Raw genomic sequence first — 16,663 nt, forward strand, 5'->3', positions numbered from 1 at the left:
AAAAAGGGTGTTTTCACTGATTGTTGAATATGCTGATCCGCTACCTTTGCATCTACAAATGGGCCCCTCTGATATATACCCTCAAACTATCCGAATGCCCTCACTACTCCTCAAATACTCGCACAATTTTAAATAACCATGTAAAACCAAATCCAAATGGAAAGCGTAGAAAAAGTAGCCTCAGACAAGAAAGCCGCTGCCACCAAGTCGGGATTTCAGTTCCGTACACCGGCAGACATTCAGGATTTCGCTGGCGATCCTGCAAAACAAACTATGATGAACAGTCGATGGAGTAACCACCTCAATGGATTCACCCAGCAAGGTATGTTGAACAATCCATGGAATACCATCAACACCCCGGCACCCACCAACTATTACAACCCTATCGACAACAACCCGGCCAGCAGTGCGGCCAACATTCAATGGTTTGCCTTTCCCGGCAGAATCCAGTACAATTTCCCCGCCACCACCCCTCAACAACTGCAACAGCAGTATCAAATGGCGGATACTGGTGTAATGCCCGGACAAATCAACAACGATCCATGCGGCACCGGTCAAAATGTGGCCTACTTCCCTTATGGCCCCAGAGGCTGGCAGGATGAGTACTGCGAATGGGCCGTTACCAGGAACGCCGCCGGAAAAATTACCCGCATCGACTTTACCTGCGAAAACCCGGAATACTGGAACACCCTGTGGTCCGTTGATCCCAACCAGGTGCTTGCATTGTATCAATCTATATTGGACAAACCACAGATTACCTTACAGGATTTGTCTATCCCCGGCATCGTTGATCCGATTACCAACCTGCCAGTATATAATCCATTGAATAAATGGAACAGCGGGCCGGTATCCAGTCCTACCACCGGTGGTGCTATTCACCTGACCAGCACGCCTAACACCATTCAAACAGAAATTGGCCTGGCCACTACCTCCACCGTGCAACGCTTCAATCCACCCCCTCCACCGGCTACCACCAATACCATGTGGCCATCGGCGGATTTCAATAACCTGATTTGTGTAGGTCAGTTCGGGCAACGTTATCGCAACAGCGACCCTAACATTGGCGGCACCGTGAATAATTTCGTTACCGCAGGCAACGTAGTTACGCTGGCAGATCCTCCGGGCCTCTATATTCAAATGCCCGATTTCACCAATTACAAAACCCCTGATGGTACCGATGCGTCTACGTTCTGGACCATCAAGCGCGGCAGCAAAACCCTGAAAGATCAGTCAGGAAAACAATTGCCAGGTAATTTCATTCTGCATGCAGTGTATGAAGTACCAGCCAGTAAAAATTACACCGTTAGCGATATTACGATTTCAGGCACACCTATCGACTGGGGATCTCAGATGGCCCTCACCTTCAAAATGCAGATTGTGGCCAGTGCCTACGCAGGTACCACTCCACAGGGATATGCACCGGTGGGCAATACCGCTCCTGGCAATACCTTCGCTCAACCAGTTCAATTATTCTACCAGGACTATTTTGATACATTATACGGTATCAAAGTTCCCAATCCGTCAAATAATCCGATTCCATTACTAAGTAACAGTACCTATATCCCTGCTATCGCTAACCTGGGTACTACCGGCGCTAAGATGGTAGTAGTGACCGATACCTGCACGGCTAAGGCCAATCAGCCGGCCACATATCCGGCGGTTACGTTTGACGATCCTAACATCACCGCCACGGTTACTGCGGTAAAAGAGAACATCGCCTATGCAGTACCCGGTAATAGCCAGCCAAGCACCTATACAGCCTTATACGTCACTGTTGCGGTCAACAACAAAGCCAAACCAGGCGAACATGGTGTGTATGTTACCAATACAGGCCAGGCTCAGTCAGTAGCCATGCCTGCACTGCTGACAGTAACACCGGTTACTTGTCAGGCCACTATTGCCTGGCAGAACACCGGCATTATTGTCAATTCCAACAGTAAAACTACCGTTAATTACACCGGTGGCTTATGGACCGCTAACCCGGCTGATAATGGCGGCCAGTTGTATAATGCGGCAGGTAACCCTACCTTCTTCCCGGCACCTCCGGGCTATCCAATGGCCGGACAAAATATCGGCGCACTCGTAGGCAGAGTAGGCAACAGCATTTTCATGATTGGACTGGGAGCTATCGTTCCTGCGAATCTCAACGGGGAGCTGCAACTCTGTATCAACGATGACCTGAACAAACAATACGGCGCCGGACTTTCAGATAACATAGGCGCTGTTACCGTTACAGTGGAGGTGAGCTAATCAACAGCATCATACCAACATCAGATCTATAAACCGGAGAGGCACATGTTTCCTATATGTGCCTCTCTATATATGAGCCCTGTTTCATTCAAATCTTGAAAAAATGAAAAGATCCTTATCTATCCTACTCATCACTTGTGCAGTCTTATTCAGCAGCCAGTTTATCATTACGGCATTCAAGCCGGATAACGGCAGCAGCAAGCAGCCACCTGCCACAAACAGCTGCAACTGCTACGCCAGCACCCCACTGTATAATGTGGTGATTAACTTCAATAACAAAGTACCCGGCGACCTGCCGGCATTCAATAATCAATCCCAGGCGGACTGCTTTGCCTGGCAGGAATTTATCACCCTGAACTGGCCCATTGATGAATCAAAATCTTTTGGTGCACCCGGTGATTTTTCGCCGGTAGGCTGGGAGAAGTACATGCCGCTGGAAGTACTGTTTCAGCCAGGAGGTGCACGTCCTTCTTCCTGGGGCACCCTGGTATCCCCTCAGTACGCCGCCAGGTTTAAAACACAAAACCTGGTGATGAATATGACTAACACCAAGTTGTTAACATTCACCACCAAATTTGCAGTGGACTCCAACTTCCGCTTAAACCCTGATCAGGCAGCCCCCTCCAATAAACCTAACTGGCTCGGCGCGCAGAATAATACCAACCTATGGTATGAAATCAAACTGAATAAGGACTATTATGATTTCGTCATCAAAAACGGCTATTACAGCGCGGTTACCCAGCATGATTCCGTGAAAAACGGCGTTCCTATTAACTTCCCGCAAGGGCAGTACAACGGTCCGGTAGGTGCCATAGAAATAAAAGCCGCCTGGATGGAAGTGGACAACCTCAGCTCCCCTAAATGGCAGCGTTATAAATTGTCCAAAGCCACAGTATATGACTCTGCCACCGGGCGTTTAAGAGAAACAAATGTGGCGCTGGTAGGCCTGCACATCCTGCACAAAACACAGAATCAACCTACCTGGGTATGGGCTACCTTTGAACAGATCGATAATGTGCCCGATAAAAGCAGACCCGCACCTCCATATGGATATAATTTTTACAACGCAAGCTGTACCAGCCGGCAGGTGAACTTAAATGGTGGCGGCACTGCTACGGTGGGTTGTACTCCTAACACCTCCCCTCCCTACTATCTATCGCAGGCAGCTCCTGTACCCATTCAGATCACCCGCACAAATGCCATTGACCAGGCGGATGCCTCTCCTATCAATGACAGTATGCAGAACAATATCAGGCGGTTCTATCCCCAGTCGGTATTCCAGTATTATGAACTGGTAGATGTGATCTGGTCACAGACATTACAACCAGATAAAACCACTCCTATCCAGGCGCCATTTCCACTTAATGTCTCCGCTATGCTGAGTGGTGCGCATATAGTGGCTAATACCACCATGGAGAGTTATGTGCAAAATACGCTGACCTGCTATAATTGCCACACGTACAGCACCATTGCCCCATTCCCGGCGGATTCTGTCAACGACAACGTTTTCGGGGATTTCAGTTTTGCCATATCTGCTGCGCAATATCCCACAGCAAAGGCCAAAATGAAGGTGAAGAAAAAGCCTTGATCATCCACTGAATATATTACAGCGCTTTACAGTTTGTAACTGTAAGGCGCTGCTGTTTCCCGCAGGACGTCACTCGTTTTTTGTCGTTGGTCAAAATTCTCCCCGTGGCCCCTGATTTCTTGCTACCTTTTTACCATGAAACCTATCCATCTCCTTTATATACTTGCACTGACAAAAGTGCTATTACCCTTTTTACTGCAGGACCCGCAGTGGGAACCCCATCGGGACGAATTGCTGTACCTGGCAGAAGCCAGGCACATAGCCTGGGGTTACATGGAAGCACCACCCCTGCTGTCCCTTTTCGCCTGGCTTACCAACGGGATGGGCGGCGCCATGTGGGCTATAAAAATATGGCCATCCCTGTTTGGCGGACTGACCTATCTCCTTGCAGGCCGGCTGGCACTCCACCTCGGTGGCCGCTGGTTCGCCATGATTCTGGTATGGCTGCCTTTTGTGGCAGGAGCCTGGCTGAGGATGCACTTTCTTTTCCAACCTAACTTCCTGGATATCTTCTGGTGGACCGCCATGGCCTATGGCCTCATCAGATTCCAGCAAACGGAAAAAACTTCCTACCTCTATATGTCAGGCCTCAGCTTTGGTTTGGGCATGCTTAGCAAATACAATATTATTTTTTATGCGGTTAGCCTGGTGGCAGGACTGCTGCTTACCTGGGACAAAAAAGTACTCACCAACCGGCATTTCTACTTCGCAGCAGGCCTGGGACTCCTGATTTTCCTGCCTAACCTGATCTGGCAGGTCACCAACGGCTTTCCCATAGTTTACCACATGAAAGAACTTCATGACAGCCAGTTGCAATACCTGAGTCAATGGAGTTTCCTGAAAGATCAGTTGCTAATGAATATCGCCACTGTATTTATCTGGATCACCGGTCTGGTATGGGCAACGCTTAATAAACAATACCGTTTCATCGCCTGGGCTTTTTTGATTACGATTGTTCTCCTGATGATAGGGCATGGTAAAAATTATTACGCCCAGGGAGCCTATCCGGTATTGTTTGCCTTAGGGGCTCCCCAGCTGGAGGCCTGGGCCAATAAATGGTGGAAGATAGGGATGGTAGCTTTCAGTTTGTTCATAGGTTTTAAGCTGCTGCCCCTGCTGCTACCAATTAAAGCGCCAGCAGCGCTGGCAGCCTACTATCAGCATCACCCCCTGGCCAGCAAGGTAGGAGTGCTGCAATGGGAGGACCAGCAAGATCACCCTTTACCACAGGACTTTGCAGACATGCTCTCCTGGGAACAAATGACGCAAAAGGTGGCCAAAGCTTATCATGCACTTGACAGTAACGAGAAAGCACATACGCTGCTGTTCTGCGATAACTACGGAGAGGCTGGCGCCGTGAATTATTACGGTGCCAGGTACCACCTGCCACCTGCCTACAGCGACAATGCCAGCTTCCTCTACTGGATGCCCCCACACTACGATCAATACACTACTATACTACTGGTGACGGATGACCACGAGGAAATGCAGCATGCTTTTATGAAAGAGTTTAAAGCAGTACACCTGGCAGACTCCGTCAACAGCCCTTATTCAAGGGAGCATGGCACACTGATTATTCTGATGAAAGGTCCCAGCGAAGCGTTTCGGGAAGCATTCAGGGATAAAATTAACCGGGGAAAACTGAAGACTACCGCAGCAGGAGCCACACAGGAATTAAAACCGAATGCATTAGAAGATGGTGGATCGATGCATTAATTAATCACTGGTTTTGCGTCTCTCAAATAAAACCTCCGGCAGGATGATTTTTATCTCCTGCTCAGCACCTTCCTTGAGCCAGTAAATAATGAAGTTCACCTTCACCTGTTTGAGTGAGTAGTTTTTGCTATTCATCTCCTCAATTTTTTCACGGAAGGGCCTGGAAAATTTTAAAATTGATTGTCCGCCGGCATCAAAACACTCTGCACCGCTGAATCTCAGGGTGTCGCCGCCGGACAGTTGACCGATAGCGGCTTGCTTATTAATGAAATAATCCAGCCAAACATCCTTATGCGTCAAATGCATGGCAATATCATTTGGCTGCTCGTAACTGGCCGTATCCAGCTTATGCTCCAGGTTTTCAGCGGTAACCCCATCGAATGCAATGCCATTGGAATGTATGACCAGCTGCTGTTTGGCTCTTGTCATGCCAACATATAACAGGCGTTTCCGCTCCTCTGTATCGGCTGGGAAACTATCCAGCATTAAAAACACATTATCAAATTCTTTGCCCTTGGACTTATGGATGGTGGATACAAAAACGACTGAGCCGTTTTCGCTGAAAAAATCTTCCAGCTTTGATTCACGAACAAAAACTTCTAAATCGGATTTATACTTTTTCCTGGAATTGGTGGCTTCAAAATCCTTGATCAGGTTCAGGCAAAGGTCCAGGTTAGTGCTGGTACGGAACCTTTTCACCAAGGCCCGTTTGGCATCTTCCCAAACCTCTTCATTTATAACAAACACCCCTTCCGTACTATCCAGCAGGTCCAGGAAATAACGTGTTTCCAGGAGGTTATAGAGACTAAAACCATCATTGGTTTGAATTAGTTTTGCCTGCATCTTGTTTTTCAACAACAGGCCGGTAATACGCAGTGCTTCTGTATTGGTATTGGTCAGCACACAGGTAGTGCCTGTGAGGTCCCTGGTGAGCATGTCGTTCACCAGCGGGGTAATCAGATTTTTACTTTGATAATGGATCAACCGGATGGCTCCCAGCGTTTTTTTATACGGAATAATCGGGGTTACTTTCAGCCGGTTCCTGATCTGCACTACAAATTGATTGGTGAAATGAACCAGGTTATTGCTGCTGCGGTAGTTCTCCGTTAACTCATATTTAGTAGCATTATTCTGCTGATAGAAAGCTTCCAGATATTTCGAGTTGGCCCCTCTGAACTCGTAGATATTCTGGTCATCATCCCCTACCGCAATCACTCTCATCTCCTCATTTTGCTCCATCAGGGCATTGATCAGGTTATATTCATCTTCATCCATATCCTGCGCTTCATCTATCACCAGCACCGTTTTCGTAATCCGGCTTGCCTCTACTTCTTTGTTCTTAATACGTGCTATGGTATCTTTCAATACCTGATCAGATTTTTGCAGATTGCCGATTTTTCCTAATAGATCAAAGCAAAAAGAGTGAAACGTTTTTATTTCAATATAATTTGCAGCATTGCCTATCAGCTGCAACAACCGTTTTTTGAATTCGGTGGCCGCAGCTCTTGAAAAGGTCACCATCAGCAGTTGCTCATGCTTTACGTCTTCCATGAGGAGCAACGAAGCCAGTTTATGCACCAACACTTTGGTTTTGCCACTGCCAGGGCCGGCTGCTACCAGGATATGCTTTGATTCACTATCCTTGATAATTTTCAGCTGCACGGGTGATAATTCTCCGAAAAGCTGCCTGAATTTGGCAGGCGTAAGGTTTTGTTTGATTTCATTTTGCCGGGCTCCCTTGAAATATTTATTGAGAAAAGCAGCGTAATTGAGCTGAAAGTAATCCTCCGCAAACTGCAGCGCTTCCTGGTAGTCGCTGATCATTTTTTTAGCATATTCCCCCACAATATGAATCTGCTGAATTTTATTCTCATAAAACTGGTTCAGCTTTTGGTAATCCTCCACTTTGTATCGTTTCTTGTTATCCTGCTCCAGCCGCTCAATCGTCAATCGGTTATAGGAAACCAGGAAGCCTCCTTCGATTTTTATGGCTTCTAAGCGTGACAGGTAAAACAGGGCATCTTCAATATCATCAATACTTATTTTTTTCTGAAACAGGTGCGGACGTTTTTCATATTCCTCCTTCAGTTCATGTACCGAAAACTCCACCAGTACTTCCTCTCTGGAAACATCCTGACCGGCAGCCATGGCATTGCTTTTCCCATAAAGCAGTTCCACAATAAACCTGGCCAGTTCGTGTCGTATTTCCAGCTTCTCCCTTAGCGTTTCCCTGGGATGCAGGCAAATTACCGCGAAGTGATTTTTTGAATGCTCCAGGTTCTTGCGCCTGATCCAGTTTTTGATCGCCCAGAAGTTGACCAGCGTTTTAATCTTTTTCACATCCACATCAGCACACCCTTTAGCTTCCGCACCTTCGTTCAGTTCCTTCATATGAAATGCCTGCTCCTGCTCTTCAAATACCCCCAGCAGGTAGTTTTCAATTTTACTGAAAACCTCCACCATCGCAAGCGAGCGGTTTTTATTTTCAGACCTTTTAATAAAGGCTGTCAGGTCTTTGGCATCTGCCAGTATCTTTTCTTCCCGGAGTAGGTTCACAATCTTTATCACTTCCTCCTTCCCCATTCCCAGATGGTCACTGATATAGTCAATTCTGGATTCAGCCGCATCATCATTTGTTTGCGACCTGCTCTTACTGGATATTAGCTTCTTAATAATCCTGATGGCCTTTTCCTTTTGTTGCTCCTCAAACCTGGACGAGGCATTGATTTTATCAATAGCTTCCTGTGCATTCCTGGCGAGAATACTATTGGCAAATACCCTTGGCATATTTTGCCCACGTTTCAAATATCCGGACTCCTCTAAAGCTGCAATGGCGGTGACCACCCGGGTTTCAATCTCCACCACGTTGTCATCCCAACCTGCCTTCCGGGCTATTTCCAGCGCTGAATTTGAAACAGTAGATCTAAACCTGGTAATCTCTTTTATGGCCTTCCATACCTGCTGGATTTCCTTGATCGACAGCTTGGTTTGGTTCAGTAAAATAAAATGTTTGCTGAGGTCTTCCTCATTAAATAATACAAAACAGTCGGCCTCCATTGCTTCATCCCTTCCGGCCCTGCCGGCCTCCTGGATATAATTCTCCAGGGAATCGGATATTTCATAGTGGATCACCATGGCAATATCCTTTTTATCGACTCCCATCCCAAAGGCGGAAGTAGCCACCATGATCGGCACCTCCCCTGCGATAAAGGCATTTTGATTGGCTGTTTTCTCTTTTACATCCATCTTTCCGTGGTATGGCTTTGCATTAAAACCGTCCCCGGAGAGCCTTTCAGCCAGTGCATACGCTTTTTTCGTTCTTGAAACGTAGATGATTGTCGGACAATTTTTTTCTTCAATCAAATCCCGTACTGCCTGGTACTTTTCTTCTTCATTATCTTTTTCATAAACTTTGTAGTGAAGGTTTGTTCTGGATGCCTTGGTGGCAAACAGCTCCAGGTCAAGCGATAATTTTTCCTTAAAATAATCCCTGATGTCTTCTATTACCTTTTGCTTTGCCGTGGCGGTAAAGCAGGACACCGGAATAGCTTCCGGCATATTTTTCTTCTCTTGTATAGCCTTGATAAAATCGCCGATGTAGAGGTAATCCACTCTAAAGTCCTGTCCCCAGGAGGAAAAGCAGTGTGCCTCATCAATTACAAACCTGGTAATTTTTCTGCCCAGCAGCAAACGTTCGATGGTTCTGGAACGCAGGGCTTCCGGGGATAGGTAGAGAATGGAGGCGGAGCCATCTTCCACCCTTTCGAAGGACTTGGCTCTTTCTATTGGATCAAGCAATCCGTTGATGGTTACCGCTTCTGTGATGCCGTTTTTCTCCAGGTTGTCTACCTGATCTTTCATCAGGGATTGTAGGGGGGAGATGACCACCGTCAAGCCTTTGGCGCTTTCGCCACTGATGAGTGCAGGCACCTGGAAGGTAATGGACTTACCGCCGCCGGTAGGAAATACTGCCAGTAGCGATTTATTATTAACAGCAGCTTTTACTGCCATTTCCTGTAAGGGTGCTGACCCATAAGTTCTGAAAGAAGTAAACCCAAAAAAGCGTTTCAAACCCTTGTATATATCCAGTGCAGCATGGCAGTAGTTGCAACCGCTGAGGCAGGGTTTATTTCTCAGCTGAAACATGATCCGTTCTACATCCGGATAATTTTTCAGCACCCAGGGGGGTATGATGGACTGTATTTTTTTATGTTGAATGAAAGCGTTTACGAGGGATAAACAATAGGCCAGTTCCACGGGTTGGTCTGCGATTAGTTTCCCCAGATCGGCCTCTTCACAAATCTCATCCTTGTACTTAGCACGAATCAGGCTTTCCACCGGCACTTGCGGAACCGCATAACCAATAAAGTGAAAGAAAGCTGCAAACTTTTTCCTGGGGTGCAACAGCAGGTAATAAATTTGTTTAAGGGTCTCTTCTTCCTTATTGAAAGCTGCTACTTCATCATAAAATAAATCTTTTGCCTTGATGGAATCGTTCAAAGGGTTGTTGGTATCCTCTGTTTGGAGTTTATCATCTTTCAATAAAGCATGATAAGGTTTAGTAGCAAATAGTAATGGGGAGAGAAATAAGGTATCGATGACATTGGCTTCGTGAATACCGGCATCCTGTAGTGCAGCACCGATATACCGGAGGTCGTGCTGGAAGATGTTATGGCCGCATACGAATACCGTTCCCTGTAGGAATTGAATGAAAGCCGCAACAGCAGTACCATGATAGGAGCTCCCGTCATCCTTCACCGCTCCGATATCAAGAATTTTCCGGCTCTTCGGCTCAATTTCGGCATCAACAAATGCAATAGAATTCATTCGTATAATTACTTGTGACCCAGATTACTAATATACACAATATCTTACAAGTCCGGAAAAATACACGACGCATGATAATTTGGTAAAAAACGAAGGGCCGACGTGCAAATGCACATCAGCCCCATTTTTTTGGGAGATGTCAAAACCTTTATTTCTTTATTTTCTGCATTTCCTTCTCATAATCTCTGATATGAGAATATGGTTCGTTAATGCGACTGTTAGGTTTTAAATAGATCAAATGCGCCTGGTTATCCAGGATCACATTAAAATGATTCAGGAGTACATTCCCAAATAAAGTGGTGGTTTTGCGGGGCGCCTGTTTGGTGGGATCGGCAGCATTGGTGAGAATATCTTTGAACACCACCCCTGCTATAGTAGCATCCAGCTGAATAATTTTACGGCCATTCAGGATCGTCAATTCTTTAAGGTTATTCCAGGTATCCCCTTGTCCGGTGAAGTCCTCGCCCAGCAGCATCGTTCCATCGCGGCCGGTATCAAAAAGAAACCATGAAGTATACGTTTTACCATCCTGGATAATAGTGACTTCGAATTTAGGCCGGTCCTGCTCAAAGACCACTGGTTGCTTTTGATAGGAGGCTGCGTAATCCGGCAGGGCATCGCGAATAAGCAGTATTTGCTTATCGTAGTCAATTTCAACAATCTTATTTCGGAAGAGGTAGTTGCCGATAATTAAATCTTCCCCAGGCTTCATATTGCCGCTTTCCACCAATGGCAGGTGACTGAATGTAAGGTTGCCAAAAGTCAGCTGGTTATTGGTACTTTTCCTTACCTCATTGATACCTTGCGTATTGCTAAGCATCGCCTTATCTTCAAAATTCAGGTTTAACCTTTCCGATGAAGCCTTGTTGACTGCGGAGCCACCTGCTCCCAGATCGAATTGCATGCTTACCTGCATTGCTCCGTTTAAGGTTCCCTGGATATAAATCCTTGACCCTTTCAGGGTAAAAGGAACGGTATCTGTCTGCTGCCTGGATGCTGGCGCTTGTGCTATGGATTGCGCCTGCATGAACACTAAAAACAATAAGCTAAAGAGCAGACTCAATTTATTGGGTGTGAAAATGGGCATATGTAACTGGGTTTATGACGGATAAATCGTAAATGAACACAAGTATAACCGTTGATAAAAGATCCGCCAAAGAGTTCGTAACATATTCGTCACATTTATATAACTAATTGATAATTAACATATTAAAAACAGCAATTTCAAACCGAATCATACATTACAAATATCGCCCATATCGTCTATCTATCAACAGCACAATGCGTTACTATCTTTTGCAATTAGTTTTATACCTTTGCAAGCCAATTGAAGATTATGCTTGAAAGTTTGAAAATAGGAATATTAGGCGGCGGTCAGCTGGGGGCAATGCTGATCAGGCATGCGATCGACCTCGGTGTCAACGTAAAAGTGATTGACAAAGACCCGCAAGCGCCCTGCGCCCGCTATACTTCCAATTTTATTTGTGCCGACCCAACCTCCTACGAAGCGGTACTGGAATTCGGTAAAGGCCTGGATATTATTACCATAGAAAGAGAGGCAGTGAACATCGCAGCCTTGCGTGAACTTGCCAAACAAGGTGTAAAGGTTTTCCCTTCACCTGACACGATTGAAACCATTCAGGACAAGTATACACAGAAGCAATTTCTCCAGTCACATCATATACCGGTAGTACCCGGCATTGCTATCCAGGGCAAAGAAGAACTCTTCGGCTACGAAAATAAACTGCCAGGCTGTTTGAAAAAACGCCGTGATGGTTACGATGGCTATGGTGTAATGGTACTGAAAACTAAGGAAGACATTAACGCCGCTTTTGATGCACCATGCGTACTGGAAGAGCTGGTGGATATCAAACATGAAATTGCGGTAATTGTAGCCAGAAACGAACAAGGTGAGGTTACCTGCTACGATGCAGTGATGATGGCGTTTTCAGAAGATAAATTCATCCTGGATTCTCAGATCGCCCCTGCTCAGCTGGATGCATCCCTACTGAAAGAAGCTACTGCCCTCGCAGAAAAAATTGCGGACGCCTTTAAGCTGGTGGGTATCATCGCCGTGGAAATGTTTGTCACCAAAGACAATAAATTAGTGGTGAATGAACTGGCGCCAAGGCCGCACAACAGTGGTCACCACACTATTGAAGCCAGCATCACCTCTCAATACGAGCAGTTGCTCCGCGCTATCATCGGCCTGCCTTTGGGTGCTACGGACCTGCGTTTCCCTTCCCTGATGATGAACATTCTGGATAGCACTTATCTGAATGCCAACAAAAAGGAAGTATTGACGCAACTGTTAGCCATTAAGGGCGCACACCTGCACTGGTACGGTAAAATCGACCACCGCCCGGGCAGAAAAATCGGTCATATCACCATTGGCGGCGATACCATGGAAAGCATTACCGCCAAGGCAGACACTATTCGCAAAGTTTTAAATTAATATATATGGCACAGGTAGAAGTAGGCATTATCATGGGCAGCAGTTCCGATGCACCTATTATGCGTCAGGCAATTGAAGTCCTGAAAAAATTCGACATACCCTACGAATTTACTGTTGTATCCGCACACCGCACACCACAGAAAATGTTTGAATATGCGACCGCTGCTGAAGAGCGCGGCCTGAAAATCATCATCGCCGGAGCTGGCGGTGCAGCACACCTTCCAGGTATGGTTGCCGCCATTACTACCTTACCTGTAATCGGTGTACCTATCAAATCCTCCAACTCCCTGGATGGCTGGGATTCCCTGTTATCCATCGTACAAATGCCAGGCGGCGTTCCTGTGGCTACTGTAGGTGTTAACGGCGCTCAAAATGCCGGCTTACTGGCCGTACAGATACTGGGCACCAGCAACCCTGAACTCCGTAAAAAAATGGCTGCATTCAAACAGGAGAATTTCGAAAAAGTCAACAAGCAAAATGAAACATTAGACCAGTTCTAATCGGCTCACTGCACTTAAATATAGAAAACCTGCGCGTGGCGCAGGTTTTTTTATGCCTGGCTGGTAATCTTGCGATGGACATCAGGCGGAGTAGGGCTGTATTATAGCGGGTTAAATGCGTATCAGGCGTAGTATAGCTCTGCTATAGCGGGCTTACTGCGTATCAGGTATAATATAGTTCTGTGATAGCGGGTTTACTGCGTATCAGGTAAATATAGCTCTGTGATAGCTGGTTTACCGCGTATCACTCGTAGTTTGCCTGCGCCCTACGGCCGGTAAATATGCGCTACAATGCCTCCCGGAAACGACTTCACCTCCGCCAGCTTCAGGTCCGTTGGCTGTGCCACTTCCTGGAAAATAGGCAGGCCTTTACCTAATACCACCGGATGGGTAATCAAATGATACTCATCAATCAGGCCCTTGGCTATCAGGTGGCTCATGAATCCTGCCCCGCCTGCAGCCATGATCGGCTTGCCCGGTTGGGATTTCAGCTTGTTTATTTCTTCGGTCAGGTCGCCGCTATGAATGCTTGCCTGCGCCCAGGTAGCCGCAGCAGGGTTACTTTCCGCCGCTTTTATCAGCTCGGATGGCATGGTGAACCCGTTCATTGTAAAGACCCCTTTGGGCAACTCATTCATGGGGCCGGTAAAAGGACCGGTAGCACCAGGCCAATATTTGGACATCGACTCAAATGATTTCCTGCCCATAATGATCAGTCCCGCATCCTTATACTGCTCCAGTGCCCAGGCACGGGATGTTTCATCGGAAGAGCGGAAGATCCAATCGGCCTCTCCATTAGGACCGCTTACAAACCCATCAATCGAGAGCGACATTTTCATCATTAACTTGCGCATAATTATAGCTTTTATAGGTTCAAAAGTACAGCGCCATTTTGGGAATACCGGAGGGGTAAACTGACAATCCAAGGGGGTAATTGCGACTATGTGTCCATATCCAATCATATGTTAATACGGTAACTCATTTTCCATTTACCACTTTATTAACATATAATAGATTACTTTTAAAATAATTAAACCCACTCTAAAACAGATAGCGCTTTATATTTTCATCTATTCTAACAGCATATTTGAGATTTATTCCTCGCTTCTACTAAATTTCAAATATGGTTATTTTCATTTTTTTTGCCGCCATCTGGTATTTGTCGTTGTTTTCACAGACTTTCTTCCAGCATAGATATGCAGCGCATGGCGCCTTCACTATGGGAAAGGGATGGGAAAAATTTTTCTTCATCTTCACCTATATTACCCAGGGATCATCCTATATGAGTCCAAGAGCTTATGCAGTCATGCACAGGTTGCACCACGCCCACACAGATACGGAACTGGACCCTCATTCACCTGCTAACTCTTCCAATATATTCTCCATGATGTGGGGTACCAGAACTGCCTATCAAAAAATTCTGCATAACAAAGTGGAGGTAGAAAGTAAATACACGAGAAATCTGCCGGAGTGGACCCGCTTCGATAAATTTGCCAACAGCACTTTTTCACGGTTGATGTGGGTGGCCGGTTATGTCCTGTTCTTTGTATTTTTTGCCACCAGTCCCTGGCAATTCCTGTTGCTGCCTATCGTAGTATCAATGGGTGCGTTTCACGGAGCCATCGTAAACTGGTTTGCACATAAATATGGCTATATCAATTTCAGACTCAGAAACACCGCTATGAACCTGCTTTTCGTAGATGTGTTAATGTTAGGAGAATCTTATCATAATAATCACCACAAACACCCATCTTCTATCAATTTTGGCAGGCGCTGGTTTGAAATCGATCCATCCTATTATATTATAAAGCTGCTGGCATTTATAAAAATCATTAAAATTGTAAATACGCCGAAACTAAAGCTGGCAGCGGTTTAGGAATATAAATAAATATGCCTTTTTGCTGCAGCATTTTTTGTAAAATTACTACAGCAAAAAGGCCTCTACTATTATGCTTAGGTGTATTACCTTACATCTTTCAGATTCACATCCACTTTATCTCCATCTTTCTTAATGGTCACTTTCATTTCAATTTGCGCAGTGGCTCCACTTGCTGCATTGGCAGTATTATACACGTTGTTGGACGACAACACCGTACCACTCGGATGCATCAGGTAATTGGTACCCGCATAATATGAATAGGAATACTGGTGCGTATACCCAAAGGAAGTCATGAGTATATATTCTCCGGGCATCAGGTTAGTGAATTCAAAATGTCCTTTATCGTCATACACTTTGGTAGTTTTAAAACAGGCAACCACGTTACGATCAATAGGTACCTCAGGCAGCTTTTTACCTTTCCTGATTTTTTTATTCACTGCCTTCCATTCCTCCAGGTAGGCGGAGTTAGGGAGTATAGATACTACTGTACCTTTAGGCGCGTACTGAGCTCTCTGGATGTTCACCAGCTGCACCTTGCTATTACCGTGATCCCTGGCGAAGGCGGTACCGGTAATTACACTGTTACCTTTTTCTGTCATCCGCAGATTCAGTTCCTTATCGAAATTGCTTTCAATTGGGCGGTAATCCAATTCCTCATTCACACAAATTTCTACAGTGCCGCCACCTACCGGCATCTCTCTTTGCCAGATGCGATGGTCTTTTTTGTCGACGATGTAGGTGTATATAGCGCCAGATTCTTCTTCCAGCAAACTCAACAGCCAGCTTTCATGCTTGCCGGTTTTAGGTGATTGATAGATAAAGCTTTTAACATCTTTGATGGTGTAATTAGACACTACGCTATCCGGACTGCTGCCCAGGTAAAACTGTGGCATAGTGGCCTTGTAACCGGTTGTCAGTGGCAGTGTGGTAAGCATGATCTCCGCCACATTGAAATCTACAAACTTTTCGGAGGTTTTAATGTTTACCGGTTTATCCTTATCTCCATTTACATATTGATACTTACCGGTGATAGGATTTCCAAATTTCAGTTCCAGGGAGTTTTTCAGGCTCTTCGTAGCGTAACTGACAGGGCTAAACGTTTTTGCATCTGCAATGGAAACTCTGCTTCTATACCACTTATCCTTATCATCAATATACTCTACTGTAAACTTGAGTTCATTACCGGAAATTGTAAGGTCGTTGGTATACGTACCCTTAACATCCCACTTATTATCTTTCAAATAATAAATGGTAAACTTCGACTTTCCGGTTTGTAAACGGGAGATATTAATGTCTGGGCTACCGGGTACAATCATTTTCTGGGCGAAGCTGGCTAAAGGCATTAACAGCAGCAACATAGGTTTCAATGAAATTCGCATTAGGTCCGTGTTTTCTTAACAAATAATAGGTATACCACTGTCCCAATTCTTACAAAGGTTTGAGATATG

General features: G+C 45.7%; 10 protein-coding genes. 6 read left to right on the forward strand and 4 right to left on the reverse strand.

From position 1 onward, the window contains the following. The first annotated feature begins 156 nt into the window (after positions 1-156). The 3 genes from KW844_RS20315 (at position 157) to KW844_RS20325 (ending at position 5,554) form a co-directional block, all read left to right on the forward strand. Positions 157-2,250, forward strand: a complete 2,094-nt coding sequence (locus KW844_RS20315) for a hypothetical protein (RefSeq protein WP_218378620.1) — start codon at positions 157-159, stop codon at positions 2,248-2,250. A gap of 103 nt (positions 2,251-2,353) precedes the next feature. Further along, entirely contained in the window at positions 2,354-3,838 is a 1,485-nt protein-coding gene (locus tag KW844_RS20320; RefSeq protein ID WP_218378621.1) for a hypothetical protein, read from the forward strand. 135 nt (positions 3,839-3,973) lie between these two features. Beyond that, positions 3,974-5,554, forward strand: a complete 1,581-nt coding sequence (locus KW844_RS20325) for a glycosyltransferase family 39 protein (protein WP_218378622.1) — start codon at positions 3,974-3,976, stop codon at positions 5,552-5,554. Here KW844_RS20325 and KW844_RS20330 read toward each other — a convergent pair whose 3' ends face one another. Both KW844_RS20330 and KW844_RS20335 read right to left on the reverse strand, forming a co-directional pair. Then, positions 5,555-10,381 carry a RecQ family ATP-dependent DNA helicase gene (locus KW844_RS20330; protein WP_218378623.1) on the reverse strand — a complete coding sequence of 1,609 codons (4,827 nt, stop codon included), beginning with the start codon at positions 10,379-10,381 and terminating at the stop codon, positions 5,555-5,557. Positions 10,382-10,529: 148 nt separating this feature from the next. Further along, complete coding sequence (locus KW844_RS20335) at positions 10,530-11,468, reverse strand: retropepsin-like aspartic protease (RefSeq protein ID WP_218378624.1); 939 nt, start codon at positions 11,466-11,468, stop codon at positions 10,530-10,532. Positions 11,469-11,717: 249 nt separating this feature from the next. On the opposite strand from KW844_RS20335, the gene KW844_RS20340 reads away from it, so the two are divergent. Together KW844_RS20340 and purE are read left to right on the forward strand one after the other, a co-directional pair. Continuing rightward, entirely contained in the window at positions 11,718-12,836 is a 1,119-nt protein-coding gene (locus KW844_RS20340; RefSeq protein ID WP_218378625.1) for a 5-(carboxyamino)imidazole ribonucleotide synthase, read from the forward strand. Positions 12,837-12,841: 5 nt separating this feature from the next. Further along, positions 12,842-13,336 (forward strand): 5-(carboxyamino)imidazole ribonucleotide mutase, encoded by a 495-nt coding sequence (gene purE / locus KW844_RS20345; protein WP_073085935.1) that lies wholly within the window; start codon positions 12,842-12,844, stop codon positions 13,334-13,336. A 266-nt stretch (positions 13,337-13,602) separates the two neighbouring features. Here the strand turns inward: purE and KW844_RS20350 are convergent, their stop codons facing one another. After that, entirely contained in the window at positions 13,603-14,190 is a 588-nt protein-coding gene (locus KW844_RS20350; protein ID WP_218378626.1) for a dihydrofolate reductase family protein, read from the reverse strand. Between the two features lie 269 nt (positions 14,191-14,459). Between KW844_RS20350 and KW844_RS20355 the strand changes: the two genes are divergently transcribed. After that, the gene (locus tag KW844_RS20355; protein WP_218378627.1) at positions 14,460-15,212 is read left to right on the forward strand and encodes an acyl-CoA desaturase; all 753 of its coding nucleotides are present in this window, start codon (positions 14,460-14,462) and stop codon (positions 15,210-15,212) included. 86 nt (positions 15,213-15,298) lie between these two features. Here the strand turns inward: KW844_RS20355 and KW844_RS20360 are convergent, their stop codons facing one another. Continuing rightward, positions 15,299-16,594 (reverse strand): hypothetical protein, encoded by a 1,296-nt coding sequence (locus tag KW844_RS20360; protein WP_218378628.1) that lies wholly within the window; start codon positions 16,592-16,594, stop codon positions 15,299-15,301. Between the last annotated feature and the right edge of the window lie 69 nt (positions 16,595-16,663).

The organism is Chitinophaga sp. sic0106 (genome assembly GCF_019219075.1).
In the GTDB taxonomy this organism is placed as follows: Bacteria; Bacteroidota; Bacteroidia; order Chitinophagales; family Chitinophagaceae; genus Chitinophaga.